The 25,263-nt window shown below is 36.5% G+C and carries 21 protein-coding genes; 7 read left to right on the top strand and 14 right to left on the bottom strand.

Annotated elements, in window-relative coordinates:
• Positions 1-3: 3 nt before the first annotated feature.
• From LVD47_RS15315 to LVD47_RS15295, 5 genes are all read right to left on the bottom strand, one after another.
• The gene (locus tag LVD47_RS15315; RefSeq protein WP_236978416.1) at positions 4-489 is read right to left on the bottom strand and encodes a DUF6794 domain-containing protein; all 486 of its coding nucleotides are present in this window, start codon (positions 487-489) and stop codon (positions 4-6) included.
• Entirely contained in the window at positions 486-854 is a 369-nt protein-coding gene (locus tag LVD47_RS15310) for a hypothetical protein (protein WP_236978415.1), read from the bottom strand. The genes LVD47_RS15315 and LVD47_RS15310 overlap by 4 nt, the downstream gene beginning before the upstream one ends.
• Complete coding sequence (locus tag LVD47_RS15305) at positions 844-2,058, bottom strand: metallophosphoesterase (protein ID WP_236978413.1); 1,215 nt, start codon at positions 2,056-2,058, stop codon at positions 844-846. The genes LVD47_RS15310 and LVD47_RS15305 overlap by 11 nt, the downstream gene beginning before the upstream one ends.
• Positions 2,059-2,139: 81 nt before the next feature.
• On the bottom strand, positions 2,140-2,493 hold the full coding sequence (gene rplS / locus LVD47_RS15300) for a 50S ribosomal protein L19 (protein ID WP_236978411.1): 354 nt from the start codon (positions 2,491-2,493) through the stop codon (positions 2,140-2,142).
• Between the two features lie 75 nt (positions 2,494-2,568).
• Positions 2,569-4,785: a PKD domain-containing protein gene (locus tag LVD47_RS15295; RefSeq protein ID WP_236978409.1), complete on the bottom strand. Its 2,217-nt coding sequence runs from the start codon at positions 4,783-4,785 to the stop codon at positions 2,569-2,571.
• A 265-nt stretch (positions 4,786-5,050) separates the two neighbouring features.
• Between LVD47_RS15295 and LVD47_RS15290 the strand changes: the two genes are divergently transcribed.
• Positions 5,051-5,620 (top strand): L-threonylcarbamoyladenylate synthase, encoded by a 570-nt coding sequence (locus LVD47_RS15290; protein WP_236978407.1) that lies wholly within the window; start codon positions 5,051-5,053, stop codon positions 5,618-5,620.
• On the opposite strand, the gene LVD47_RS15285 is transcribed toward LVD47_RS15290, so the two are convergent.
• Positions 5,600-6,568: a hypothetical protein gene (locus tag LVD47_RS15285; protein WP_236978402.1), complete on the bottom strand. Its 969-nt coding sequence runs from the start codon at positions 6,566-6,568 to the stop codon at positions 5,600-5,602. The two genes, LVD47_RS15290 and LVD47_RS15285, sit on opposite strands and share 21 nt — an antisense overlap.
• 93 nt (positions 6,569-6,661) lie before the next feature.
• On the opposite strand from LVD47_RS15285, the gene LVD47_RS15280 reads away from it, so the two are divergent.
• From LVD47_RS15280 to LVD47_RS15270, 3 genes are all read left to right on the top strand, one after another.
• Positions 6,662-7,135 (top strand): Lrp/AsnC ligand binding domain-containing protein, encoded by a 474-nt coding sequence (locus LVD47_RS15280; RefSeq protein WP_236978401.1) that lies wholly within the window; start codon positions 6,662-6,664, stop codon positions 7,133-7,135.
• 174 nt (positions 7,136-7,309) lie between these two features.
• The gene (locus LVD47_RS15275; protein ID WP_236978400.1) at positions 7,310-7,765 is read left to right on the top strand and encodes a CBS domain-containing protein; all 456 of its coding nucleotides are present in this window, start codon (positions 7,310-7,312) and stop codon (positions 7,763-7,765) included.
• Between the two features lie 442 nt (positions 7,766-8,207).
• Positions 8,208-8,804, top strand: a complete 597-nt coding sequence (locus LVD47_RS15270) for an RNA polymerase sigma factor (RefSeq protein ID WP_236978399.1) — start codon at positions 8,208-8,210, stop codon at positions 8,802-8,804.
• A gap of 319 nt (positions 8,805-9,123) precedes the next feature.
• On the opposite strand, the gene LVD47_RS15265 is transcribed toward LVD47_RS15270, so the two are convergent.
• From LVD47_RS15265 to LVD47_RS15240, 6 genes are all read right to left on the bottom strand, one after another.
• A complete protein-coding gene (locus LVD47_RS15265; RefSeq protein ID WP_236978398.1) occupies positions 9,124-11,601 on the bottom strand; it encodes a TlpA family protein disulfide reductase in 2,478 nt (825 codons plus the stop codon).
• 18 nt (positions 11,602-11,619) lie between these two features.
• Complete coding sequence (locus LVD47_RS15260) at positions 11,620-12,483, bottom strand: hypothetical protein (RefSeq protein ID WP_236978397.1); 864 nt, start codon at positions 12,481-12,483, stop codon at positions 11,620-11,622.
• Positions 12,484-12,498: 15 nt separating this feature from the next.
• Positions 12,499-13,947 (bottom strand): RagB/SusD family nutrient uptake outer membrane protein, encoded by a 1,449-nt coding sequence (locus LVD47_RS15255; RefSeq protein WP_236978396.1) that lies wholly within the window; start codon positions 13,945-13,947, stop codon positions 12,499-12,501.
• Positions 13,948-13,957: 10 nt separating this feature from the next.
• Positions 13,958-17,527, bottom strand: coding sequence for a SusC/RagA family TonB-linked outer membrane protein (locus tag LVD47_RS15250; protein WP_236978394.1), 3,570 nt, complete (start codon positions 17,525-17,527; stop codon positions 13,958-13,960).
• A gap of 101 nt (positions 17,528-17,628) precedes the next feature.
• Entirely contained in the window at positions 17,629-18,627 is a 999-nt protein-coding gene (locus tag LVD47_RS15245; RefSeq protein WP_236978392.1) for a FecR family protein, read from the bottom strand.
• A 107-nt stretch (positions 18,628-18,734) separates the two neighbouring features.
• Positions 18,735-20,018 carry a deoxyribodipyrimidine photo-lyase gene (locus tag LVD47_RS15240; RefSeq protein WP_236978390.1) on the bottom strand — a complete coding sequence of 428 codons (1,284 nt, stop codon included), beginning with the start codon at positions 20,016-20,018 and terminating at the stop codon, positions 18,735-18,737.
• A 92-nt stretch (positions 20,019-20,110) separates the two neighbouring features.
• Here LVD47_RS15240 and LVD47_RS15235 point away from each other — a divergent pair, with 92 nt between their 5' ends.
• Genes LVD47_RS15235 through LVD47_RS15225 form a run of 3 tightly spaced genes read left to right on the top strand, consistent with a single transcriptional unit; the run spans position 20,111 to position 21,604 of the window.
• Positions 20,111-20,539, top strand: a complete 429-nt coding sequence (locus tag LVD47_RS15235) for a hypothetical protein (RefSeq protein ID WP_236978387.1) — start codon at positions 20,111-20,113, stop codon at positions 20,537-20,539.
• A gap of 14 nt (positions 20,540-20,553) precedes the next feature.
• Positions 20,554-21,198 carry an SCO family protein gene (locus LVD47_RS15230; protein ID WP_236978386.1) on the top strand — a complete coding sequence of 215 codons (645 nt, stop codon included), beginning with the start codon at positions 20,554-20,556 and terminating at the stop codon, positions 21,196-21,198.
• Entirely contained in the window at positions 21,164-21,604 is a 441-nt protein-coding gene (locus tag LVD47_RS15225; RefSeq protein ID WP_236978384.1) for a c-type cytochrome, read from the top strand. The genes LVD47_RS15230 and LVD47_RS15225 overlap by 35 nt, the downstream gene beginning before the upstream one ends.
• 19 nt (positions 21,605-21,623) lie before the next feature.
• On the opposite strand, the gene LVD47_RS15220 is transcribed toward LVD47_RS15225, so the two are convergent.
• Positions 21,624-24,302: an MGH1-like glycoside hydrolase domain-containing protein gene (locus tag LVD47_RS15220; RefSeq protein WP_236978381.1), complete on the bottom strand. Its 2,679-nt coding sequence runs from the start codon at positions 24,300-24,302 to the stop codon at positions 21,624-21,626.
• Positions 24,303-24,452: 150 nt separating this feature from the next.
• The gene (locus LVD47_RS15215) at positions 24,453-25,259 is read right to left on the bottom strand and encodes a tetratricopeptide repeat protein (protein ID WP_236978378.1); all 807 of its coding nucleotides are present in this window, start codon (positions 25,257-25,259) and stop codon (positions 24,453-24,455) included.
• Between the last annotated feature and the right edge of the window lie 4 nt (positions 25,260-25,263).

Raw genomic sequence — 25,263 nt, 5'->3', positions numbered from 1 at the left:
TACCTATTGATTTTCATGCTCGACAGATTCTTTTTTTTCTCTTTCCTTACGAGCTAAAGGAATGGATTGGATTAAATCTTCAGTATTGGGAGATTTATTATTAAGTTTTCGATGATAGGAAATCATCAAAAACCTAACCATATCATCGGGATAATTCAATCCCAAATTATTAAGCGCCACAGAAAGTCTACTTCCTCTGTCTAATCCCCAATTAACCAACATCCATCTACCAAAACTAAAAAAGACATTATTTACGGCAAATGATTCACTTTGGGACGCAAATCGCGCTTTTCCCGGTTCTTCAATAATTTCATCCAAAATTCGAAGAGCATCCAAATGATCTTTTGGAATATAAAAACCATCTATATGCGACTTTTTGATTCTTTTCTGGTATTCCAATTCAAATTTTTCTTCATAGGTCAATGTGTCCTGACTATACATAGGAATTGATAAAACTATTGACAAGGCTATAAAGAAAAGATATCTCATGGTTCTACCCGATTGAATGTAAGTAAAAATGGTGTATTTTGTATCTTTCCAGATAAAATTAAATTACTGGTATCCAAGTGCTTAATATGGAATCTTAACGGAGGATTAGAAGAAATTGTTATTGAATCTGTATCAATTTTATATAGATTGTTTCCCAAAAGAGACAAATTTGTCAATACGGAGTCTTTCCGAAACTCAAAAGAGAGACCATTCAAAGTGTTCGTATTTTTTCCTCTTCTAACCACATCATTAACTATCCATTGCCCTTTGATCAACTCCTTTACATTATTTCCTGAATCACAAGCAACAAATATTCCTATAACCATACAAATAATTACTTCCAGTTGATATTTATTAATTTTCATCTCGTATCAATTCAATTAATGTAATTTCCGGCAGTATCCCTACTCGTCCGGGATACCCCAAAACACCAAAACCTCTATTGACATAAAGATATTGATTATTTGATTTATATAATCCGGCCCATTGCTTGTAAATATATTGACTCGGACTCCACCTAAAAACACCTGGAATCTCGATTCCAAATTGAAAACCATGAGTATGCCCTGATAACGTGAGATCAATATCACTATATTTATTAGTCACTTCCGCTTCCCAGTGCGTCGGGTCATGGGTCAGTAACAATTTAAAATCCGCTTCTTCTGTACCTTCTGCCGCCACTTTCAGATCCCCTTTTCGCGGAAATCTGTCTATCGTACTATAATTTTCGACACCTATTACAGCTAACTTTACCCCTTCCTTGTTAATTATCGCAGACTCATTTTTTAACAGTTTCCACCCAAGTCTCTGGTGTTTTTCAATAAAATCCCTATCGTTTTGAAGCTTTTCATCGAGATCTTTCCAATCGTGATAATCACCATAATCGTGATTGCCGTATATGCTATACCGTCCGTAATTTGCTTTAATCTGCGAAAAATAATCAATAAAAGGATCAATTTCGGATGCAGTAGAATTTACTAAATCCCCTGTAAAAACAAACAAATCCGGATTCAGGTTATTGATCATTCTAATTCCTCTTAAAATGGGTTTTTTCCTCGGGAATGTACCTGCATGTATATCTGAAATTTGTACGATTTTGAAACCTTCAAACTCCCTGGGTAAGTTAGAAATTCTAATTTTTTCCTTTCTTATCCTATATCTAAAAACATTTCTCACCATCCCGTGTCCAAGCAAAACAAGTGGGAATGCCGCCAAAACAATCGAAACATTCTTTACAAACTTGCCCCTGGTCAAGGTTATTTCATCCCCATTTGAACTAATTTTGCCAATTAAAAACTTTAAGCCACGGGTTATGTCCTCAATAATTATCGGAAAAAGTAAAACGGTTTTAGATAGAATATAAATAAATACGAATCCTCTTAAGTATATATTAATTGTGTGCATAATATATTCTGTCGTGTCAAGATAAATCGTAATGAAATATAGATAGACAAGTATATTCAAAACCCAAAACAATGCTATCTTATCTCCTATGACCGGGTACCCCTGTATGACAGATCTATAGGCATAGATATCTAAGAATACGAGAAAAATAAATAAAATAATCATGGAAAATATCTGGAAAATTAAAAAAACCGTGCTCCTTTTCAGAAACACGGTTTTATTTGATTTGTTTATTTCATTATCGCCTTACTTAAAAGCGCGCTTTTCTTTAATTTTAGCCCGTTTTCCAACTAGGTTTCTCAAGTAATATAATTTAGCTCGACGCACCTTACCTCTCTTCAATACTTTAATTTCAATAATATTGGGAGTATTCATTGGAAAAATCCGCTCCACTCCTACTCCATTGGAAATTTTTCGAACGGTAAATGTTTTGTAAGCACCATTACCGGTAACTTTCAACACATCCCCTCGAAAAGCCTGTGGCCTTTCTTTACCTCCTTCAACAATATTGTAAACTACTTCGATATTGTCTCCCGCTTTAAATTCAGGAAATTTTTTATCAATATAGTTCTGTTCTTGTACGTATTTTATCGCATCCATGGCTTTAATAATTACTTAGTGACCTAATAGCGGCTGCAAAGATAAGCATAAATATTAATAAAAAAAATCCTCCTGTCAATTTATAAGAAAAACTTCACCGAAGTGTTTTTTGGGTCGATTACGGGCATCAAGATATTCAACCATGTATACATACATTCCCGGACTGGCCATATATGAGGAATTAGCCAAACTACCATCCCAACCTTCTTGTGGATCATGACCTTCATAAACTTGATTTCCCCATCGGTCATATACTCTAATTACAAATTCTTTCATACCGACAAATACCCCAATACCTTTAAAAATATCATTTTCACTATCTCCATTTGGTGAAAATGCATTGGGAACTGTAAAAATAACGATTGGTTCAATGTCAACAGGTCGCAACAGGGTGTCCGTACAGCCGTTCTCATGAACTGCAATTAACGAAACATTATAAATCCCCGAATCGGGAAAATTTATTACCAGATTTTCTGAGCTGTAACTACCAATTCGCTCAATATTCCAGCCATAAGCAATTGCAGCTTCCGACTTATTAATAAAGGTCACTTCCTTATCAAGATTCGTAGGCCGCAAAGGAGTAAAATCAAAGTCAGCCACAGGGCTCGGCTGTGTAGTAATCATATCGGGGAAAAAAGCTGATGTTTCACAGCCAATTGGAGAGACCAATGACACGCCTACATCATACGTCCCCTGCTCAGTATAGGTGTGCACAGGTCTATACCCGATCCCGGTTGTCCCATCACCGAAATCCCATGTTATATCATAGGTTTCATTCACCGGAGGAGGTAAATTATCGAATAGCACATCCGCCGGAAGACAGGCAATATCTTTTTGATCAGGAAATGCATGATCGGGTGGGACCGGAAAATAACTTATAGCCTTTGTAAGGGTATCCATACAATTATTGCCATCGCGAATTATTAATGATGCATCCCAAATACCAGGTTCCTGGTAAAAATGAGCAGGATTTTGATTAGGAGAAATGTTCCCATCCCCAAAGTCCCAAGAATATTCGGTTATTCCACCATCAGCATCGGAATAAGAAAAATTATTAAAAACCACATCACCAGCAATACAGGTATCATAGGCAAATTCAAAATCAGCTTCAATATTGGGTAAGACCGAAATATCAATATCGGTGCTATCGCTACATTCTGTTCCTTCATTTACGATAAGCTGTCCGCTATACTCGCCGAGAGCAGGAAAAGTAACATCTACATTCTTTTGGTTATAAACTTCTTCCTCGCCATTAATATTAAACTTCCACTTATAGGTACTTATAAACCGCTCTTCGTAACTGGAGTCCCGAAAAGGAATAGTGAATTCACCACAAGATCTCAAAAACACATTGGATTCATTAATGGTAATAGCTGACTGGACCCGGGCAAAAACTGTAGGATCACATTTTGCCACATTAAACTGAAAATCCCGGTTAACTTCACCGATTTTCTCCCCATCCTTATATTCTTCGGCAATTACCGTTATCACAAATTGTCCTTGAATAGTAGGTGTTCCGGTAATAATTCCCGTTTCCGAATCTATCGATATGATTGGATCTCCACCCATTGGATTTTCTGTTGAATAAGTTGGTGATCGAAATCTGACACCGCGGTAAGGGGGACGGCAAGGAGGTGTTGGTTTTACACCGTCACAAGCAGACGGGTCGCCTGGATTATTAAAAGAACTACCGGACAAACCTCCCCCTTCCAAGGGCGTTCCAAAGCGATAAACAATAGAATCAGATTCGGTATCAGATACAGAATGGTCGAAAACAAATGACTGGTCTACACAGACAACCGTAGGAGGGAAATTTTTGAACACAGGACTGTTATTACAACTTTCCTGTGACTCCGGTGTAATCTCAATAAAGTAAGTAGCTCCTATAGATCCCGGATCAACGATATTGGAGATAGTATTATTCCGGCAACAACGTTGGTATACAATGTAATAACTCTGGGATGAAGGCCATGATGGAAGGGTAATTTCAAATTCATACTGTCCCCTTTCGACGCACAGGCCGGGTGGAAGCTCTACACAAGGATAATCCGGTGGATCAATTCTTCCACTGCTGCTCAAAGAAGCGAAGAATGACCCCACTAATGAAAATTGGGTATTCCCCCTGTAAACAGCAATTGAAGCCTGAGCATCCAGGGCAGCTGCATTTTCCTGGGGTCTGCAATCACGGTAAATAAACATAGTCACCTTATACCTGCCGTTTCCCAGACATTCATACGTGATATCCCCCCCAATAATATGCCTGGCATATGAATCTCCCAGAAATATACTCATTAAGACCAAGCAAATTATCCAACCTCTTCGCAACATGGATTTAAATTAATTCATTTTTTATATTTTTTCTGAAAACTGAGGATAATTCTCATTCTACATTCCATTAATTCCTCTTCAACCAACCCATCTAAAATTAAACATAAAATTCTAACAAAAGTTGATACGAAAATTTGCTGCATTTAGATTCAAGTGGGTAATAATTTATCGTTAAAATAGTACTTAAATATATTTTTTTGCGTTTCTGCATGTGTATTAATAAATTTTTATGAGAAAAGAAGTACTTGAAATTGTTGAAAAAATAGAGGCTGGAAAAGTAGTATTATACCCTACGGATACAATATGGGGCTTAGGTTGTGATCCTTTTAACCAGGATGCTGTTGACAGAATTTTTTCTATTAAGAAAAGAGCCCAGGACCAACCGTTGATCCTGTTGGTAAGTGATTTAAATATGTTAAAATCTCTCGTATATAAAATGCATCCCAAACTCGAAAACATACTCTATTTTAATGAACGCCCATTAACCATAATTTTTAAAAAAGCAAGAAAAACATTCGCAAAAGGGATCACTTCCCAGAGTGGAAGTATTGCTCTAAGAATAGTTCAGGAACCTTTTTGCAAAGAGGTTATTAGTGCATTGGGCAAACCCCTGGTAAGTACTTCTGCCAATGTAAGTAAAAGTCCTTTTCCCAAAAGTTTTGATGAAATATCCAGCGATATTTTAGAGAATGTAGACTATATTTCACAGTACCACGGCCAGGTAGGAGAAGATCCTCAACCCTCATTAATAGCTGAGTATTCCGCTAAGCAAAAAGAATTAATTTTCCTTAGAAATTAATTGACCGATTAGTTCCCTTAATTTTTCGTTGGAGAAGGATGAACTTTTATTATAATACAAATCCTGAAATTGGGATGCAGCTACATCCCAATTGTTCATAATATTCGATTCATTTTGAGAATTTGTTTTCACCTGCGGGTTGTAGCCAGAGACCAAAAGCTTATTGCACACTTCTACTATCTTCCCTCCCCCGGAACGAAAGCTAGTGCGGACACAAATGGTATCCGCCGGGAAAGAAAAATTACCAAGAGCTTTATATGATTGAAGTTGCGTTAAATCTACAGCCACCTTTTTTACCTCATCAGGGGTATCGTCTGACAAAAGGAAATAAACCTTATCAGCACTGAAAAATGGATTGCCGGAAGCAGTTACTATATCTGTCCTGGTCTTTCCAACTATTTTTGCCAACTCGAAATCTTCTTTATTACACCATTGATTGGCAAGTCGGAGAAAAATTCCAAAATCCAGTTCACGAATAAAACGCAAATCAATCCAAAGTTCCCTGAACCCCATTGTCTCATTGGAATCGAGCTTTTTCAAAAATTCTTTGACACTACCTTCTCCAATCCTATCTACATTTATATATATTTTTTCGCCTTCATCCCATCCAAAACTTACATATCTATTTGACGTATCTTTTTCTGCACTCACATCAACAATTTCTCCATGCTTGTAAATACTATCCAGTTGCAATCGACCCATGAGTCCCCCCTTATATCTATACCCACCATCTATACTTTCAAAATATTTATTTAGAAAAGCCTCCTTTTCACTCCCAAATTGCATTATTGAACCATGGGATGAAAAATTCTCTCCCCGTAGTTGATTCATTCTGTAATCATTATATTCGGCTTTAGAAACAGTATCCGTAAACCATACCAATAGAAAACATATTGTCCCAACGCCCAGGAGAAATAATAAAAGACTAAACTTTTTAATATACCTCATAAAGATTTCACCAATTAAAAAATGATAAAAATTCTTATATATATTTAAATTATTCTAAATTTATCAAACATACATTAATAAATTTCTTACCGAATGGCGAAGATACATGATTTAGATAAATTGGATAGACAGATTCTTTCCATTTTAATGAAGGATGCAAAAATGCCATATACGGATATTGCAAAAAAACTTTTTGTTTCCGGGGGAACCGTTCATGTCCGAATGAAAAAATTGGAAGAATTAGGCATTGTCAAAGGATCAAGACTGGAAGTGGATGAAACAAAATTAGGATACGACATTACTTCTTTTATCGGTATTTTTCTGGAGAGAAGTTTTCTTTACAATGAAGTGATAGACAAGGTAAAGGATATTCCTGAAGTAGTAAACGCCTACTATACCACAGGAAATTATAGTATTTTTGCTAAAGTTTGTTGTAGAGATACCAATCATCTTCGAGAGCTTTTAAGCGAAAAAATTCAAGCTATAGAAGGTATTCAACGTACGGAGACATTAATTGCCCTGGAAGAAAGTATTAACAGACCAATCACCTTGGTTGAAGAGGATTAAACTGTTTCTTTTGTATTAATATCTACTTGCCAAATAACATACTGCCTTTATTTATTCTGCCACCTTTTACTTAATCAACCTTAAAACTTTTAAGAGTCTATTTATATAAAAAATAATTTGGATTTCGTATATTTAATAGGAATTCAATTACATAGGCAATTAAATACGAAACATATGAAAAATTTTAAACAGAAAGAAGTACCCGCTACTTCAGAAATGGCGGCAGAACCGAAAAGAGTAAAAGAGTACATGACCGATAAAAACAAATTAATCACATTTCATCCAGACACGCATATTCTTGATGTTGCTCAATCTCTCTTACAAAATAGAATAACGGGAGCACCCGTTTTAAATCAAATGGGAGATGTCGTAGGATTGATTGATGATAAAGATTGCCTCAGAATAGTAGTTGAAACAATGTACCATAACCATCCGGTATTGGATAAAACCGCCAGTCACTATATGTCCAACATAATGAAAAGTGTAAACCAGGAAACCGATATCAATGAAGCAGCCAATATATTTCTCACTACCCCGTACAAACGGCTATTGGTAATTGACGACGACGGAAAACTAAGAGGGCAAATAAGCCGAAGAGACATCCTCAAAGCCCTTTTCGATATGGATTAAGTGAAAAATAAAAAAGATAAAGATAAAAGGCACAATAAAAATTGCCCGCCCTTATACCAACAGTTGTGGAAACCTGAATGTTAAATAAGCTTCAAACCGATTTAAACATTAGTAATGATGTTTGGGCATATATAACTTTGATAATGAATTGAAAAAAAACAAGTTGTATTTTATACGGAAATGAATTCAAAGACAAAGGTGAAACGTTCAAAAAATAATTGTTAGCCCTTCTATTCATTTAGATCCCGAATCTTAAGTATACCCCACTAATGAATGTTCCACATATTTATACGTTGACACATATAAGGTCAAAACTGTTTCTTTTCAGGTCTTTATGGAAGAAGATGTTAATGACCAGGATAATTATGTATGATTGCCTATTTTGAGTATATTAATCAAAAGTTAATATCTTTATTCTGTTTTATTAATTTTGCGTCCATACATGCCAAAAGAGAAAAACAACAAGGATGTTAGACTACTGGTCAAAAAACTTAAATCCGGTAACAGGAAAGCTTTTGAGGAGATCTATTACAACCTTCATCAGGCAATTTACGCCAATATATTAAAATTAATAAAAGACAAAACCACCGCCCAGGATCTGCTACAGGAAGTTTTCGTAGTCCTTTGGGAAAAACGCAAAAGTCTGGATTCTAACAAACCCCTTTCCAATTGGCTCTTTGTTGTTAGTTTTAATTTATCCATTAACCAACTCAATAGGGACAAAACGACAATACCATTGGATACAAAATTAGATTTATCCCCAGTTCCATCTTCTATCCAAGAAAAAATTGATTTTGAACTACAATGGGAAATACTTGAAGAAGCAGTAAACCAATTATCACCTCAGAAGAAAAACGTTTTTAAACTATGCAAACTGGAAAATAAAACTTATGAAGAAACAGCAAGGGAACTTAATATTTCAAAACACACTGTAAAAGAATACCTATCCCTGGCTATGAAATCAATCAGAGAATATATTAAAGAAAAAAATATTGATAAAAGTACCCTTGCCGCCCTCCTTATTTATTTAGTCATTTAATCCGCTATTTTCACCAGATATTCCTTTAAGACAGTTGCTCTTTTATGATGGGCCCAGGCGATACCCAAAAATTATAAATTTGGGAACACCTAAATAAAAAGATGTCAAACCTATAATAAATCGTACTACGATATATTTAACTGGCCATGAATATGCGCCACAGCCAGAATATCTTTGGTTATGGGAATCTCCATTGTAGACAATTAAAATCCAAATATTGAATACCAATTTTCATTATTTCTAAATATTGAAAATAATCTTTTGTTGACATTCATTCCCTTTGACATGCACACTATTATCTTTAGAAGTTCATGTCCGGTTAAAAATCAATAGCATCCTGATTTCTTGCGATAATTATATAATCTGTATAGCTATTTAGTGGGCTTAATTCTTCTACAAATGGCACATAGGTAAAATCACCTTTGATTTTGGATAAAATCTCTTTTTCATATTTGTTCCATGGAACTTTATTTTGTACTTCATTCAACGTAACCTTTTGCTTAAAATCAGCTCCCCATTGCCGGGAATTTTCATGAAGTACCACTCCCGTAAATACTCTAATTCCGGCATCCTCCTTTAATAATTTCGCCAATTTGACTTCTTTTCCATAAATGGGTTTATTATAAGCATGGTCCCTTCCGACCAACATAAAATAATTTCTTTCCCGGGTCCTTTCTAAAATGTAACTGACATTTTCTTTCATAGCTACTTCTCTATTACCTCCAAATCCGGTAGCTTTATTAGCTAGTATATCTTCTATCAATACATAATCTTCTGGCTTCAACCAAATTTTTAATTCTGACAAATGTTCCTGCAATAAAGCTCTCATTGATGCCATCATTTTTTTATCTTGATCTGTTGGGTAATCAATCGTATATGTTTTAAAGAATTCGGGGGATTTAATAAATTGCATTGTTGAATCTACCCATTCCGGTTTATTTTCATATTCTTTGAAAACATTATATAATGAATACGCCAAAGTCCTTCCCCTGTCAAAATCAAAACCAATTACGCGGAGAGCCTTTCCCGTTCGTTGATGAAATTCATATACCCTTTTCCATGCAATTTCCCAACTCTTATAATATCCCGCATTTATAGTATAGCGGAGGTAGTGATCATTACCAGTTTCTAAAAATTTATTATAAAAATAGGCTTCTGACGGACCAAATTCAATAAGGATATCATTGACTCCACTTTCCCGGTGAAAGTTTTCAACCATTTGTGGAAACAAGACTGGAGCGACTTCGGAAGAGTGATTTTCACCAACAACTAAGATATTTGTGGAATCTTTTACGCTAAAAAACGAATTGAAACCAAGTAACTCATTTTTTTCAACTTCGCTAAAAGCAGGTGATAAATTATCAAACACTCTGCGTATTCCCGGATTGGATGGTCTGTGAGCATTTGGATCAAGGATATTTCCTTTCGGGTCAATTATCACAAAACGGGGAATTTGTTTAATATTAAAAGCTTTGGAAAAAATTTCCCTGTTCTCATCATTAGCTCTTACCTGAATTCCTGTCATTTCGCGGCTAGTCATGAAATTTTTCCATTTATCAACAGAATTATCATTGTCATATGATACACTTAGAAATACTATACCAGAATCCCGATAATCCTTCTCCAATTTGTGCAAGTCAGGCATTTCTTTTATACAAGGCCCGCACCAGGTTGCCCAAAAATCAATATAAATATATTTCCCCAGGTATTTATCCAGCGAAATCGTCTCACCATCAGGTGTTTCCAACTCTACGGATGGAGCAGGGTTACCTTCCAACATCCCTTCAAGGTGTTTGTACTTTGTTTTTACATTCGCGGCCAAATCAGGATAAGGACAATCTTCTCCAAATTTATCATAAAGATCCTTTTTAAAATCCCTCCCCAAAGCAAAGGCATAGTATTCATATAAAGCCCTTCCATTTAGTAATTCCGGGACATAGGAATAAAGTCCCATTTCACTTTCACTAATTTCATGCATTTTCTTGAGATAAGCATCGAGAAAATAAAAATAGGCTACTCCTTTATCGGCGCTTTCCTCAGCAAATTCAACATCAAACATGAAATCATAAAAATTAGCCGGAAGTATAACTTCTTCTTTTAAGAAATCTTCACGCTTCATTTTATAGTATATCTTGGTAGTTACATTTTCACTTTGAATATCAAAAGTATACATATCTACCAAAGAAGGAGTAAGATTATATTCTGACTTAAATTGTTTCAAAAATTTACTTTGATCTTCCGATTTTTTATCGGCAAATTCCAAAAACCTTTCGGGACCATAGGCGGTGTTAGCATGCCAATTTTTTAAAAATTTCTGCTTATAGGAATTAAATCTCCAATCATCTTCATTCATAAATAAAGAGTTGTCAGATAGTTCTCCGGTAAATTCCAACGTCTCAGGAATATCAGATGCATCGACTTGAAATTGTATTTCTTCACCCGGTGTCAAATAGAAGTATATTAATTTGGAATCAAACGTCGGAACCTGAATAGCCGTATCCCGACCATCCTCCGTTTTGACACTAAACTTTTCAGTGACCGGAACTCTCCCCAAAGATATAAACCCGCGAACCGGGGCTTCCTCTTTAAACTCTAATTCAAAAGTTCCGTCATCTTTAAGCAAAATTTCTTGGGAATTTAACCCACCAAACAATGAATAAGGTCTGTAACTAAATATCAAAGTATCTTTTATCTTATTTTCTATCTTCCCTTCGATTAAAATAGGTTGAGCAAAACTATTGATCTGTCCTGCTAAGAAAAATGCAATTATCAGCTTTGCTAAATTTGAAAATTTCATCTGCATACAATTTTTATTTTAATGATTCGGATTAAGTGGGCTGTCCTGCCATTTCTCATTGATTTGCTCCAATGAAATCCCTTCTGACCTGAAAACTGCCGAAACAAGGCTATATTTTGTTGCTATTCCAGGATAAAGGGTAAGAATGGAATCCCTTGTATTGGGGTTTACGGTTGCAGCCCAAGCAGCATAACTATCAAAATCCTGCTGGTCGCTCAAAATGGCTCCCTGGTCCGATGTAATAAATCCATTTGAATACGCTGCTTCATCTGAGGTGACAGACCAATAATAGCCCGCATCATCAGCAGCTGTCTGGAACTGTCCAAAAATTCCAGAATTGTATTTTTGTCCCCTCAAAACAGAAGACAATGCATATATAAGACTTTCCTTCAGCAATGTTGTATCCAATTGTGATTCATCAAGGCTTCCCACCGTCACATCTGCGAATGAATTGGACCATAAATAAGATTTATACTTATATTTGTAATACCCTGTACCACTGACAAGCGGACTCTTCAATACATAAAAATTCCTGGGAGCAAGGTATTTTTTATCATCAGGCAAAACACTATACAATTCATCTCTGATCATTTTTATATAAAACAAAACTGCTGATGTATCTGCTGGCAATCGTTCTGGCAATTGTAAGGTTTCATCAGACACGAGGTCTTTTCGAAACCTGGGATCTTCGGTGTCAGTATATACGACAATTCCCAGATCATCATATAGAGTCAGTATCGCATCATTCATTTGATCACCCGGAACCAAATTATCCGGCAATAATTCCGGCGCCTGATATGGGTCAATCTGAATTTTTTCTTTAGAACAACTATATAATACATTGATTAATAGCAATATAAAAATCACATTAAATACTTTCATTTTATTATTTTTTGATTATCTGGGATTTTTTTCCATACTCTGATTAAAATCGAGTTCTCTCTGCGGTATTTGCAATGTATATCTGGGATCCCCTTCTTCCAGAATAAATGTTTCTCCTCCATGCACATGCTCTATTCTCGGCATACCGTACCTGCGAAGGTCATACCACCTGTGAAACTCCAAACATAATTCCCTCCTTCGTTCATCTGCCACTATCTGAATAAGTTCGTCCTGGTTGGAAAAATCTGAAATTGTAATCTTATAATAATCCGGATCATCCCCATAATTCACATCGAACTTTGATGAACGCAATCTGTTCAAATCCTCAATAGCATTGACTGATTGATTCAATTGTGCAAATGCCTCTGCCCTGTTAAGCAAGGCTTCTTCTACACGGAACCCCCGAATTGGTTCACTAGTACGATTTGGAAAAGGTCTGTACTTGTAATACACCCTGCCGGCACCATTTGGATAGGAAAAATAATACAACCTGATATCCCCAGGCTCATACATATTTATTAAAGCATCAGATAACCCCAAAGCACCGGGATAATAGAAATAATAATAGTACTCATTGGTACCGAATTTAAAAAGTACATTTTGATTATCGTCATTGAAGTAATGGGTTTGGCCACCATATCCCCATCCCCTGGCGGTCTCAAAGTCATATCCTGACAAGTTAAATAACACAGGATAGGCTTCTATCACTTCTGTAGACAAATCAATGCAGCTTTCATAATCCTTCGTATATAATGCTACCCGGGAAGCCAACAACTTGGCGGAAAAAGGCCTTAGTTTATATTTTGACTCTACTCGCTGATCATTTTCTTCCATCAAAACAATCCCACTAAATAGATCTTTATTTATTTGGTCATATACTTCCTGGACCGAATTTCGAATATACGATTCGGCCTGAACAACAGGATCCAGTTTCAAAGGAACACCGGGATCAGAAGATGCGGTTGCTTCATTATACGGAGCTCCGTACAAGTTTATTAGCTTGAAATAGGCAAATGCCCGCAACACCATAGCTTCACCTTTTACATATTGCTTTCTCCTTTCGTCACCAGTAGCATCATCGACATTTGCTATTACTACATTAGCGTAATACACAGCCTCATAAAAATATTTCCACGCTTTATCATATCCGCCACGCATCGAAGCATCTTCATGGGTATCTCCATAAGAATAGGGAATTATCGGATATAATAATACATCAGGATTATAATATTCAAGGTCCACATCATCAGCCAGAATTTCGGTATAATAATCCAAAGGTACTTCCTCCAGATAATCCGTAGCATTCGGATATCCTTTGTTCAACAATTCATTAAAATCATTTACGGTACTGGGCTTTAATTTATTCTGGGGATCTTCTTCCAACAATTCATCACAAGACGTCAAAAATAATATTGAAAAAATTGTTATAGAAAATAGTCTTATATAATGTTTTAAAAAATTCATAATCAGCATTTTAAAATGTTATATTAATCCCAAAAAGAAATGAAGCAAAATTGGGTAATGATTTGTATACAAATGTTTCAGGATCAAAACCATTGAGTCGTTCATCTGCAAATAAAAACAGATTGTTTCCCTCTAATTGCAGAAAAGCATTTTCGAAGGTTAATTTGGACAACAATCGGTCTGGGAGATCATACCTTAAAGTCACATTTTTCACTCTCAGATAATCTCCAGGTATTACCCTGATATCACTCATATTCCAAAATTCTTTGTGAGTATTTGACCCTGTTTGATTTAGAATGTGGGGTATATAAGTTTCATCACCTTCTTCCCGCCATGCACCGAGTAGTTCTCTGGAAAGATTTTGATCCGGGGCATACATCCATGATTCCAGAATATCATGCATTCTTAGGGAATTCCCCAGTCCGTATGTCAATAAAACAGATAGTTTAAAATCTCCATAGGAGAAAAAGTTACTTATACCGCCAGTATAAGGAGCTTCCAGTGGACCACTATATACCAGGTCTTCCTCCTGAAATTCTAACCCTGTAACCTGCTCTGTTATCTCACCGTCATCTTTTACGAATTGTGCCACTCCATTATCATTAATTCCCGCAAACTGAACTGAATACAAAGAATTTAAAGGTCGCCCAACAACAGCAGCATCTGGCTTATATGGGAAAGAAGAAAGTAATCTTTGTACATTTGTTTCAAGATTAACCTTTGTAACTTCGTTTCTATTATAAGCGAAATTAATTGTTGAACTCCATTCAAAAATTTCAGTCGAAACATTTCTTATCGTAAGGCCTAATTCTATGCCATTATTCACTACATCGGCAAAATTAATGGGCAAGTATGAGAAACCATTTATTTCACTTATCCGTGTATTTGTGATTAAATCCACGCTTTTCCTACGGTAAAAATCAAGTGCCGTAGTTACTCTTCCTCTGGCAACTGAAAAATCAATACCGACATTAGCATTATAGGTCTTTTCCCATCTGAGATCGGGATTAGCGGGCTGGTTTATAGACAGCTGGTTTAATTCGGACCAATAGGCCGGGGGTAAAAATGATGCAATGATCTGGGGCGTACTTTGTTCATTAATAGCTCCCTGTACGCCATAGGAACCTCGAATTGCGATACGATCCAGGAACGCAATGTCATCCATAAATTCTTCATCTCCCAGATTATATCTTCCCGAAACAGACCATGCTGGTTTCCACCGGTATTTAGGATTGGACCCAAATAGATTGGATCCATCATACCGAATATTACCATTTACAGTATACTTTTCAAAGAAAGTATAAGAAGCGACTCCATAATAAGAAGCATATTTCCTGGCATAATCTGTAATGACCAAATATGGTGCGCCACTTAATTCTTCGGCAATGTTTTCATTTGGTGAGACAATTCTGCCCCTATCATGGAGGTATCCCCATCCAGTGCTTTGGTCTCCCCTATACGAATTAGCCCTAAATTCACCTCCTGCATATAATTGAACTTGATGATTTTTTACAGAAATAGGTTTATACTCGGCTGTCAGACGCGCAGTATAATAATCCTGAAAGTCTGAATTAGAGAAAATAACCCCTCCCGAAGGCAAATTACTGTCTTCCGGGGCTGGAACACCAAATTCCGACCTCCGGATGCCCGCTACCTGATTTGTATTCTCCAGGTAGTATGTTTCACTAAGGGTATTCGTCTTATAATAACTAAATATCCCTGAAAGCTTCAAATTATCAAACATTCTATAATTTGCTGTTATTCTGGCAGATAAGTTATTCACCTTAGTTGTTTGATCTGAACTTTCATATTCATTCAAAACATTGAATAAATAAAAATCTTCGTGCCCTCTATAAAAGTGAAAACTGCCGTCTTCGTTATATGCCGGGAAAGTGCGGCTTGTATTAATTGCATAATCAAAAGGACGGGGTGTACTCCTGGTAAAATTGGAAATACCTCCTGGAACCAGGCTAAAGGGATAGGATTGTCTATTCGTAGTATATCCAGATAAATTAAATTCAACATCGAAACGCGAACTCAATTTTGTATTCAGCTTCACCAAAGCCGTATTCCTTTTATAATTTGTCAATAAGTCTGTCCCTTGTTGTCCTAAATTCGAAAAAGACACATAATAAGTAGATTGGTCGCTTCCACCGGAAACATTGATATTAGTATTGTGGGAAACACCGTTTCTGAATAAAACATCAAACCAATCAGTATTATATTGTTGAGCTGCCCGAACTTCATTTTCAAAATCACTCCATGTTTCCAGGTCTCTGTTTTTGTACCGCGCATAAGCCCCTGCCAGTCCTACCGAATTAATATTTGCATCTGCATTGTAGTATTTTTCTGCAGAGTTGAAGTAATACTCTTCAATATCAATTCTCTCTGCAGAATTCATCATGTTAAACCGATCGTAACTAGGTGCCAGTGTCATGCCCACATCTGTCTTAAAATTTACTACAGGTTTACCCTTCTTCCCTCTTTTAGTAGTAATTACAATAACACCAGCAGCAGCTTTTACGCCATATATCGCCGTGGCCGAAGCATCTTTAAGGACATTAATAGATTTGATATCTTCTGGATTAATACCCGCAATAGCATTTCCAATTCTATTCACTATATCGGGATTATTAATTTCAGCAGGAGTCAAAGGTACAGGTTCCTCAAGGATAACCCCATCCACTACCCACAAAGGTTGTGCATTCCCTGTCAATGTGGACGTACCCCTTATCTTTACGATACCAATGGAGCCAGGTTCTCCTGAATTACTTATTACACTCATTCCCGGAATCCGGCCTTGTAGACTTTTATCAACAGAAACAGGCCCATTCTCCAGGATTTCGGCCTCATCAACCTGGACGACTGAACTGGTTAGTTTACTCTTTTCAACTGTATTATGTCCTGTGACTACTACTTCTATTAATTGAGAAGCATCGCTTTCCAGGATGATTTCCAGCGGGCCTTTATCCTTCACCGTATACTCAAATGACTTGAAACCAATGTAAGAAAACTGAAGTATGTTATCAATTTCAATCTCTGATAATTCAAAATATCCGTTAAAATCAGAAGTTGTACCCCTTGAAGTACCTTTAAGAACAATATTTACCCCTATTAAGGGTTCCCCGTTACGATCGAAAACCTTTCCTTCTAGAATAAAACCCGTTGTATCAGAACTATTTTTGTCCCTACCCGGACTCGTTTCTCTTTCGAATTTGTTTTCCTTCTTAATTACTATACTGTTGTTTATAAGGACATATGTAAATCCCCGGTTACTCAAAACGCCCGAAAGTACTTTTCCCAATTCTAAGTTTTTAGCATCAAAAGTTACTCTTTGATCAGCTTGAGCTACCTGCCCGGTATACATAATTCTAACATTTGCAATGCGGCTTATTTCATCAAGAACCAGATTGAGGCTCTCGTTTTCCGTTTGCAAAGAAATCTTCCTTTGAAGAATATCATCACCAGATCTAATTTGTAAATAATTGCTGGCCCCTGCATTGATAAATATTCCCGAGAATACAATCAATACGGCGATCAAACCAGTCTTAATCTTAAAAAGTTGTAAAAATAATCCCATCAAATTCAATTTTGAAAAATATTTAAATCCCCTGTATCCATTATGAATACAGACATACCCAATCCAATCTTTGTATTTGTATTTTGTAGAGTTATTTTTGGTTAACAGCCCTCATCCAATCCAATCATTCTATAGCTACCATTCTCTTTTTGCAGAATTTTTGCATTTACTAATGATTTCAAAACCTCTAACATGTCATTCAACTCATCCCCTCTGAAATCCGCAAAAATTTTACAATTCTTAATGTTTTCCCCCGGTATGATTTCCACATTAAAGGACCTTTGTAAATCTTTAAGCACGAGGCCAAGCGGTATAGCTGAATACTTAAATTCGCGGTCTTTCCAATTTATTTGACTCTGAGAATAGCCATTTGACATAAAAAGGGTCCCCATATTTTTATTGTAAACCACTTCCTCATCCGGATTTATTTTGATTTGATTACCCTCGTTGCCATTCAATCCTACTTTTACAATTCCACTTGCCACAGCCACAGCAGAAATCGAATCTTCCTTATAAGATCTTACATTAAATGCAGTTCCTACAACAGTGGTAGTGATATCACCACTCTCAATTACGAATGGTTTTGATACATTTGATTTTACTTCAAAAAAAGCCTCTCCTTCAAGGGATACTAACCTCGTACCACCTCTAAATTTTTCTGGGTAGACCAATTTACTACCTCCATTGAGCCATACACTACTTCCATCTGCAAGTTCAAGATTTTTAATTTCACCAAGTTGAGTGGAAACACTCAAAGTGCGCTCACTTAGTAAAAGAGGACTCCAATATTTTCTGGTAAAAAATCCCAGTGTAACTAATAAAAGTAAAGATGCAGCTACAGTAAGGTTTCGAATTCCAAAAACTTTCTCCTTTTGTCCAACTTTTCCGATTTCCTTATTTATATCATTAAGGATTCTGTCTGATTCTATTCTCGTCAACAGATCCTGTGAATTCTCAATACTATCGGAAAAAAATTCTCTGGAGATCTCCTGAACTAAATTACGGTCTTCTTCCAGCGTTTTTAGTATAAAATTCCGATCATCGATCGACCATTCTTTTTTGACGAGAATACTTTGAACACGTTGTCTTTTATCTTCCACTAATAAGTGCGTTTACAGTAAATACACACTGTAATAAGATTCGGGGGGGATTGCATGCAAAAAAAATGAAAAAAGACAAACGGGAAACCGGCCCCATATGTAAGAAATCAAAACTCGATATTATAGTCAACAGTATGCGAACACCATTGACTCTTAAATTTTCCTTCTGGATCCAACAACTGATCAACCGTATCAAAATTCACACCCACTTCCCCCTTTTGATCCAGGCTTACTCCTACTATCCTTTGCCAATTTCCATAATTAGAGCAAGGATCGTAATCCAGCAACACACTTTCAAAATAGGCAGCACCCAATAACCAATGAACATTCATTGTTTCGATAAGGTAATAAGCGACCACCCTTCTATACTGGTGACTTAGATAGCCTGTTTGAGCCAATGCTTTCATTGCCGCATTTACTAGTTTGTGTTCGGTATTTCCACAAATCCATTGTTGTAATTTTTCAAAGTTCCAATCTCCATCTGTTTCACTTTCATCAGCTTCGGAAAATCCACCTTTAAGAAATAATTTATTGTAATGCTTTTTCCCCATCAGCCTATGAAAGTCTCGTAAATACAGATTTCGAATAAGTTCCTTTTTTATTTTCTTTAAAGACCTGGGCAATCCGTTGATCCGTTCGTATAGTAATTTTGGAGATAAAGCTCCATTTGACAACCATGGAGATAGTTCCAGGTGCTTCCTTTCCTTATTTTTCACTTCAGAAATATGCTCCCATGATACTTTTAGAGCTTCTGTCTCGCCTCCTTTAAAACCAACATTTACATAATCATTATCCCAACCAAATTCCTTCAAATCAGGTATGGGGCCCTCTTCAATATCTGACAAAAGTGGTTTAATTCTTTGAGGGCTGGGAAGAGGCTCACGGATATCGACAATCCTTTCGGTTTCTTTACGGAAGGTAGCAAATAGATCAGGTGAATGTGTGATAGGGAAAGGTAAATCCTGGGTGTAATGTAACATCTTTCCCCTTGAATATCTTATTTCCTGGCCTATGGTCCACAAACTTTCTTCCAAAGAATCCTGAACGCAAACTTCGTCTTCTGTTCTTTCCCGATTACAAAAAACCCAGGAAGACCGGAATTCTTTAGCCAGGTCAAAAATAATGTCTTCTGTAAGTCCCTTTCTTACCACAAGGTTGGATCCCTGATTTTTTAGATTCATCCTAAGATCCCTTACGGATTCAATTGTAAATAACGCCCTGGTTTTATAGATTTTTGGCAGGATATCAAACATTTTCCCCCTGAACAATCGATCATCAAATACAAAAACCGGAATAATTTCATCGACCGAACGCATAATCTCTGTCAACGCTTCATTATCATGTAGCCTCAAATCATTCCTAAACCATAATATTCCTCTCCGTATTCCCATTATTCTAATATATAATTGATCTAATTATAAGTCGAATCCTTGAAAAAAGCAAGCTTCGCCTTATATTCGTAGCCGCAAATATTACATTTATTATGAAAAATTTACATTTCCTATTACTTATTATTTTCGTTTTCATTATTAGTTGCAACAATGAAAATGAGGAAAGCAGTGTTTCGGATGATACGCCTGAAATGATTGATTACAAAGACAGTATAATGACTATCCATGACCGGGTAATGCCTAAGATGTCACAATTGGAAAATCTCAGAAAAAAGTTGACGGCCGAACGTAAGAAACAAATTTCGGCCAAAAATAATGAACAACTTCAAAAAATAAATCATTTACTGGGTGAATTGAATAAATCAGAAAATGCTATGTGGGACTGGATGCACAATTACCAACCGGATTCTTTAGCTGGCAATACTAAAATGATTTATTTAAAACGAGAATTACACTCCGTAAAACAAATGGAAGAGATTGTTCTTTCTGGAATGGCTAAAGCCCAATCCTATTTTAATTAATAAATGATTCTAAAATGAGAACATTTTCTATTCAACTATCAGTTATACTTCTATTGTCTTTAGTATTCGGATGCCAGGATGCAAATGACAAAGCATTACCTATTATGGGTATCCCAACAATAACCGAATCCGGGGATACAATTCAACATAGCATCCCAGACTATACATTTATTGACCAGGATAGTAATCAAGTAACCCCTGCTACATTTTCAGGAAAAGCATACGTAGCTGATTTCTTTTTTACATCCTGTCCTTCCATTTGTCCGATAATGACCAAAGAAATGAAAAGAATATATGATTCATTTGATGAAGATGATAGATTAATGTTTCTCAGTCATTCTATAGATACCAGGCACGACAGTGTACCGGTATTAAAGGAGTATGCCAATAAATTAAATATTGACCACAATAGATGGCGGTTTGTAACCGGAGAAAAATCAGAGATATATGATATTGCCAATGCTTACTTTAATATTGCATATGAAGATCCGGATGCTCCCGGCGGATATGACCATTCAGGAAAATTGATTCTGGTAGATGCAAACCGTCATGTAAGAGCATATTGTGAAGGAACAGATCATGAGAGTGTCACTAAATTTATAGAAGATATTGAAATACTTCTCCATGAAAAAGACCTTGCGGCTTCTCCTTCTAATTAAAAATTTTATTCCTCCGAAGAAGAGAGTTCTTTGGCTGGCAATACCAGTATTTTGTATTTTAATCAATTGTTCGCATCCTTACCAACAGGGAGAACGCCTCTATGCAGTAAACTGTGAACGGTGCCATGGGAACGATGGAGAAGGATTTGAAAATTTGTATCCATCTCTTGTAAAATCAGGATTTATACAAAACTACTCTCCCTCCCTGGCCTGTGTCATATCGCATGGCAGTCATTACCTTCAGTCAAGGCAGGATAAAAATTCCACTGGGGGAATGCCTGAAAACCCTCATCTATCTGCTATTGAGGTATTAAATATCGTCAATTTTTTACACCATAAATTCGAAACAGGATTCACAGAAAAATTAACAACAGTAGAATCCTCTCTAAAAAATTGTGAGCATTAATATTCGGAAACCTGTTAGATTATGTAGTTGCAAATGCTGTATTGGGACTTTTTGTATCTATTCGCTCTTCACCTATCATCTCATCAATCAAGGTAGCTACTAATCCTGTCCAACCAGTCTGGTGAGAAGCTCCTACTCCTCTTCCGTTATCTCCCTGAAAATATTCATAAAACAAGATAAGATCTTTGTTTTCCGGGCGCTGGTAAAACTTCTCATAGATTTTGTTGACAGGTCGGTTTCCTTTATCATCTACCTGAAAAATTCGCACGAGGTTTTTTGCTATCATTTCACTTATATTACCCATGGTAAGAAATTCCCCCATCTTATTAGGGTTTTCTACTTTCAACTCATCACCAAATACTTGATGATATTTCTGTAAGGTTTGAATAATTAAATAGTTAATCGGCATCCAAATCGGACCTCTCCAATTGGAATTGCCTCCGTAAATCCTAGATGTGGACTCACCGGGATCATAAGCAATTGAATAATCCCTCCCTTCGATATTCATCCTAAACGGATTGGTATGAATTTTTGATAATGATCGAATACCGTAATCGCTAAAAAACTCATTTTTATCGATCATCGCTTCCACGACTTCTTTCATCCTATTTTTGGGTATCAGGGATAAAAACAGATCGCTATCCTTTTCATAATTCTGTAGTACCCTATATCTTTCATTCTTCCTTCTAAATCGATAAAAACGCTCAATCCATTGTCTCAGAGCTCCCAATTTTTCAATTTTTTCCTTTTCAATTTTGAGAACGGCAAATAAGGTAGTCAATCCAACAATTGATCTGATCTTCACTGGAATCCTCCGATTGTCCGGACGAACCATTACATCATAAAAAAAGCCATCTTCATCATGCCAAATCCCAGCCCAATGTTCATCCATCCGATTCAGGGCTTCGGAAATATAAACAAAGTGCTCAAAATATTTGATCGCCATGTCTTCGAAAGTATCATCTACCATAGATATTTCAATGGCCATATCCAACATATTTAACGCAAAAAGAGCCATCCAGGCTGTACTGTCAGCTTGTTGAAGATATCCGCCACCTGGAATTTCCATATTGCGGTCGAATATGCCAATATTGTCAAGCCCCAAAAAACCTCCCTGAAATATATTATTTTGATTTCGGTCTTTACGATTTACCCACCAGGTAAAATTAAGTGAAAGCTTGACGAATATTTTCTTTAGAAAATCGGTATCTCTTTTTCCATACATTTTTTCCTCCATCCGATATACTTCCATCGTCGCCCATCCGTGTACAGGGGGATTAACATCTGAAAACTGCCATTCATATGCCGGAATCTGTCCGTTGGGGTGCATATATGATTCACCGACCATTATCAGTAATTGATTCTTAGCAAAGCCCAGATCCAATTTTGCCAGGGGAATACAATGGAATGCCAGGTCCCACGCAGCATACCAGGGATATTCCCATTTATCAGGCATCGAGATTATATCTTCGTTATACAACGTTTTCCAATCTCTATTTCTTCCGTTCTCACGAATTTTGGGAGGAGGAGGGCTTTTAGGATCTCCTTGCAACCACTGGGCAATGCTGTAATGGTAATATTGTTTCGTCCATAGCATCCCTGCCCAGGCTTGTCTCTGAATGTTCTTTAACTCCTCATTTTCAGTAGTGTGTAACGTATTATAAAATATGCTTGCGTCGGCTTTTCTTTCTGCAGTTATATTTTCTACGCTAGATATCTTAATATTTTGATTACTATATTTTTTTGCCAGCCTTAAATGGATAAACCTTTCTCCTTTCCCTTCAATATTCATATGATACAAAGGGGAAAACTTTGACCCGTCAGCGTATTTTTCCGCTTCATTCCACTTCTTATTGACTACAACATCATGAAATCGATCCTTTACCTTATCGGTTTGGTTATCAATTTCAAATAACCTTTTTGCATTGTTTTCGTTATTTGTAAACATCAGATATTTAGGCTCATCAAAAATCAATTCATATTCCCCTAACTCACTGTGTTCTATTTCTACTTTATCTCTCCGATTCGAAACAGCCCTTATTACATTATCAGGAGACATTTGATCAAACATCCACAAGTTTCTAAACCAAAGAGTAGGTAACACAAATAATTCCGCCTCTTCAATATATCGATTAACAATTTTAACGGTTATACAAATATCCTCATCATCTTGCTTTGCATACTCTACAAACACATCAAAATATCGATCATAATCGAATATGCCAGTATCCAGCACTTCATATTCATATTCTTCAACTGTCCGCTGTCTATTGACTTGTTCCAATTTCTGGTATGGATATTCTTGTTGGGAATACTTATATAAATATTTCATATAAGAGTGAGTCGGCGTATTATCGAGGTAATAATACAATTCCTTTACATCTTCCGCATGATTCCCCTGTGGTCCGGTTAATCCGAATAACCGTTCTTTTAATATACTGTCACTGCCATTCCACAACGCCAGTGAAAAACACATTCTGCAATTTTCATCAGAAATTCCGGCAAGCCCATCTTCCCCCCAACGATAAACTTTACTTCGGGCATGGTCGTGAGGGAAGAAATCCCATGCACTTCCATCTGCACTATAATCCTCCCGGACTGTTCCCCATTGTCGTTCACTCAAATAGGGCCCCCATTTCAACCAGTTTTTCCCGCTTGAACTATAGTGTTCCTCAAGGCGCTTATTTTCATTATTCATACTATACTTTCAATTGATAAAACAAATCACGAAATATTTAAATTTCCATCTCCCTATTCGCTTATCGTATTGTAAAATTTCTAGCAGGACAAAAATAAAAAGAGATGATTGAAAATCAATCATCCCTTTCAAATCTATATATTTTTGAGGTTAATTATTGGCCAACTGATCCAATTTATATTTAGCGGTTTCAGCATATGTTCCGGCAGGAACTTTTTTGTAAGCTTCCAAAGCAGCACTGGTATTACCCAATTCCTCATATGCTTCGGCTTGTGCGAAATAATTTCTACCATCCTTGCCTTCACCTCCAAGTTCAATGGCTTTAGTTGCAAAATCTAACGCACTTTGGTGATCTCCTTTTCCTTTATATGCTCTGGACATATAATAATACACATCTTCTGATTCACCATTCTCATTAAACATATTGGCTAACTCGAGAGTTTTATCCCACTCCTTTGCAGAGTATGCTCTTGAAACAAAGATAGTTGCTTTGTCCTTTAATTCCACTGCCTTATCAGCTTTTCCCCCTTTTTCTGCAGCATTACTGGCCTTTATGTAGGCACTTAAAGCACCAGCATCATCCCCTTGTTCATTCAAAACCATTGCTTTACCAATATAGTTAGCATAAAATCCGGGAGAAACTTCTATACCTTTGTTGTATTTTTCCAGTGCCGCATCCAATTCATCACCTTTTCTATCATCATTCCCGGCATAATAGGATGCAATACCAAGATTTTTATTAGCAAGGGACACAATTTGCTCATCCTCTTCGGGGTCAGCGGCATCGAGGGCTTGTAACAACAAATCATAGCCTTTATGCCACTCTTTAGCTTTCAGGGACGCCACTGCATCATTATATAGAGAAGCAGGAGTTGCCTCATCCTGAGCAATAACCTGACTAGTAAACGCCATAGCCATTATCACAATCATTGAAAAAAATCTTATCGTTAACTTCATTCTT

This window comes from Membranihabitans maritimus (assembly GCF_021729145.1).
In the GTDB taxonomy this organism is placed as follows: Bacteria; Bacteroidota; Bacteroidia; order Chitinophagales; family Saprospiraceae; genus Membranihabitans; species Membranihabitans maritimus.
Note: the sequence above shows the minus strand (reverse complement) of the source record. Positions and strands in the feature narration are given on the sequence as shown.

Bases quoted from the DNA above. Each gene is read 5' to 3' on its own strand.
- LVD47_RS15315 (WP_236978416.1), bottom strand. From the start codon at position 489: ATGAGATATCTTTTCTTTATAGCCTTGTCAATAGTTTTATCAATTCCT.
- LVD47_RS15310 (WP_236978415.1), bottom strand. From the start codon at position 854: ATGAAAATTAATAAATATCAACTGGAAGTAATTATTTGTATGGTTATA.
- LVD47_RS15305 (WP_236978413.1), bottom strand. From the start codon at position 2,058: ATGATTATTTTATTTATTTTTCTCGTATTCTTAGATATCTATGCCTAT.
- rplS (WP_236978411.1), bottom strand. From the start codon at position 2,493: ATGGATGCGATAAAATACGTACAAGAACAGAACTATATTGATAAAAAA.
- LVD47_RS15295 (WP_236978409.1), bottom strand. From the start codon at position 4,785: ATGAGTATATTTCTGGGAGATTCATATGCCAGGCATATTATTGGGGGG.
- LVD47_RS15290 (WP_236978407.1), top strand. From the start codon at position 5,051: ATGAGAAAAGAAGTACTTGAAATTGTTGAAAAAATAGAGGCTGGAAAA.
- LVD47_RS15285 (WP_236978402.1), bottom strand. From the start codon at position 6,568: ATGAGGTATATTAAAAAGTTTAGTCTTTTATTATTTCTCCTGGGCGTT.
- LVD47_RS15280 (WP_236978401.1), top strand. From the start codon at position 6,662: ATGGCGAAGATACATGATTTAGATAAATTGGATAGACAGATTCTTTCC.
- LVD47_RS15275 (WP_236978400.1), top strand. From the start codon at position 7,310: ATGAAAAATTTTAAACAGAAAGAAGTACCCGCTACTTCAGAAATGGCG.
- LVD47_RS15270 (WP_236978399.1), top strand. From the start codon at position 8,208: ATGCCAAAAGAGAAAAACAACAAGGATGTTAGACTACTGGTCAAAAAA.
- LVD47_RS15265 (WP_236978398.1), bottom strand. From the start codon at position 11,601: ATGAAATTTTCAAATTTAGCAAAGCTGATAATTGCATTTTTCTTAGCA.
- LVD47_RS15260 (WP_236978397.1), bottom strand. From the start codon at position 12,483: ATGAAAGTATTTAATGTGATTTTTATATTGCTATTAATCAATGTATTA.
- LVD47_RS15255 (WP_236978396.1), bottom strand. From the start codon at position 13,947: ATGAATTTTTTAAAACATTATATAAGACTATTTTCTATAACAATTTTT.
- LVD47_RS15250 (WP_236978394.1), bottom strand. From the start codon at position 17,527: ATGGGATTATTTTTACAACTTTTTAAGATTAAGACTGGTTTGATCGCC.
- LVD47_RS15240 (WP_236978390.1), bottom strand. From the start codon at position 20,018: ATGGGAATACGGAGAGGAATATTATGGTTTAGGAATGATTTGAGGCTA.
- LVD47_RS15235 (WP_236978387.1), top strand. From the start codon at position 20,111: ATGAAAAATTTACATTTCCTATTACTTATTATTTTCGTTTTCATTATT.
- LVD47_RS15230 (WP_236978386.1), top strand. From the start codon at position 20,554: ATGAGAACATTTTCTATTCAACTATCAGTTATACTTCTATTGTCTTTA.
- LVD47_RS15225 (WP_236978384.1), top strand. From the start codon at position 21,164: ATGAAAAAGACCTTGCGGCTTCTCCTTCTAATTAAAAATTTTATTCCT.
- LVD47_RS15220 (WP_236978381.1), bottom strand. From the start codon at position 24,302: ATGAATAATGAAAATAAGCGCCTTGAGGAACACTATAGTTCAAGCGGG.
- LVD47_RS15215 (WP_236978378.1), bottom strand. From the start codon at position 25,259: ATGAAGTTAACGATAAGATTTTTTTCAATGATTGTGATAATGGCTATG.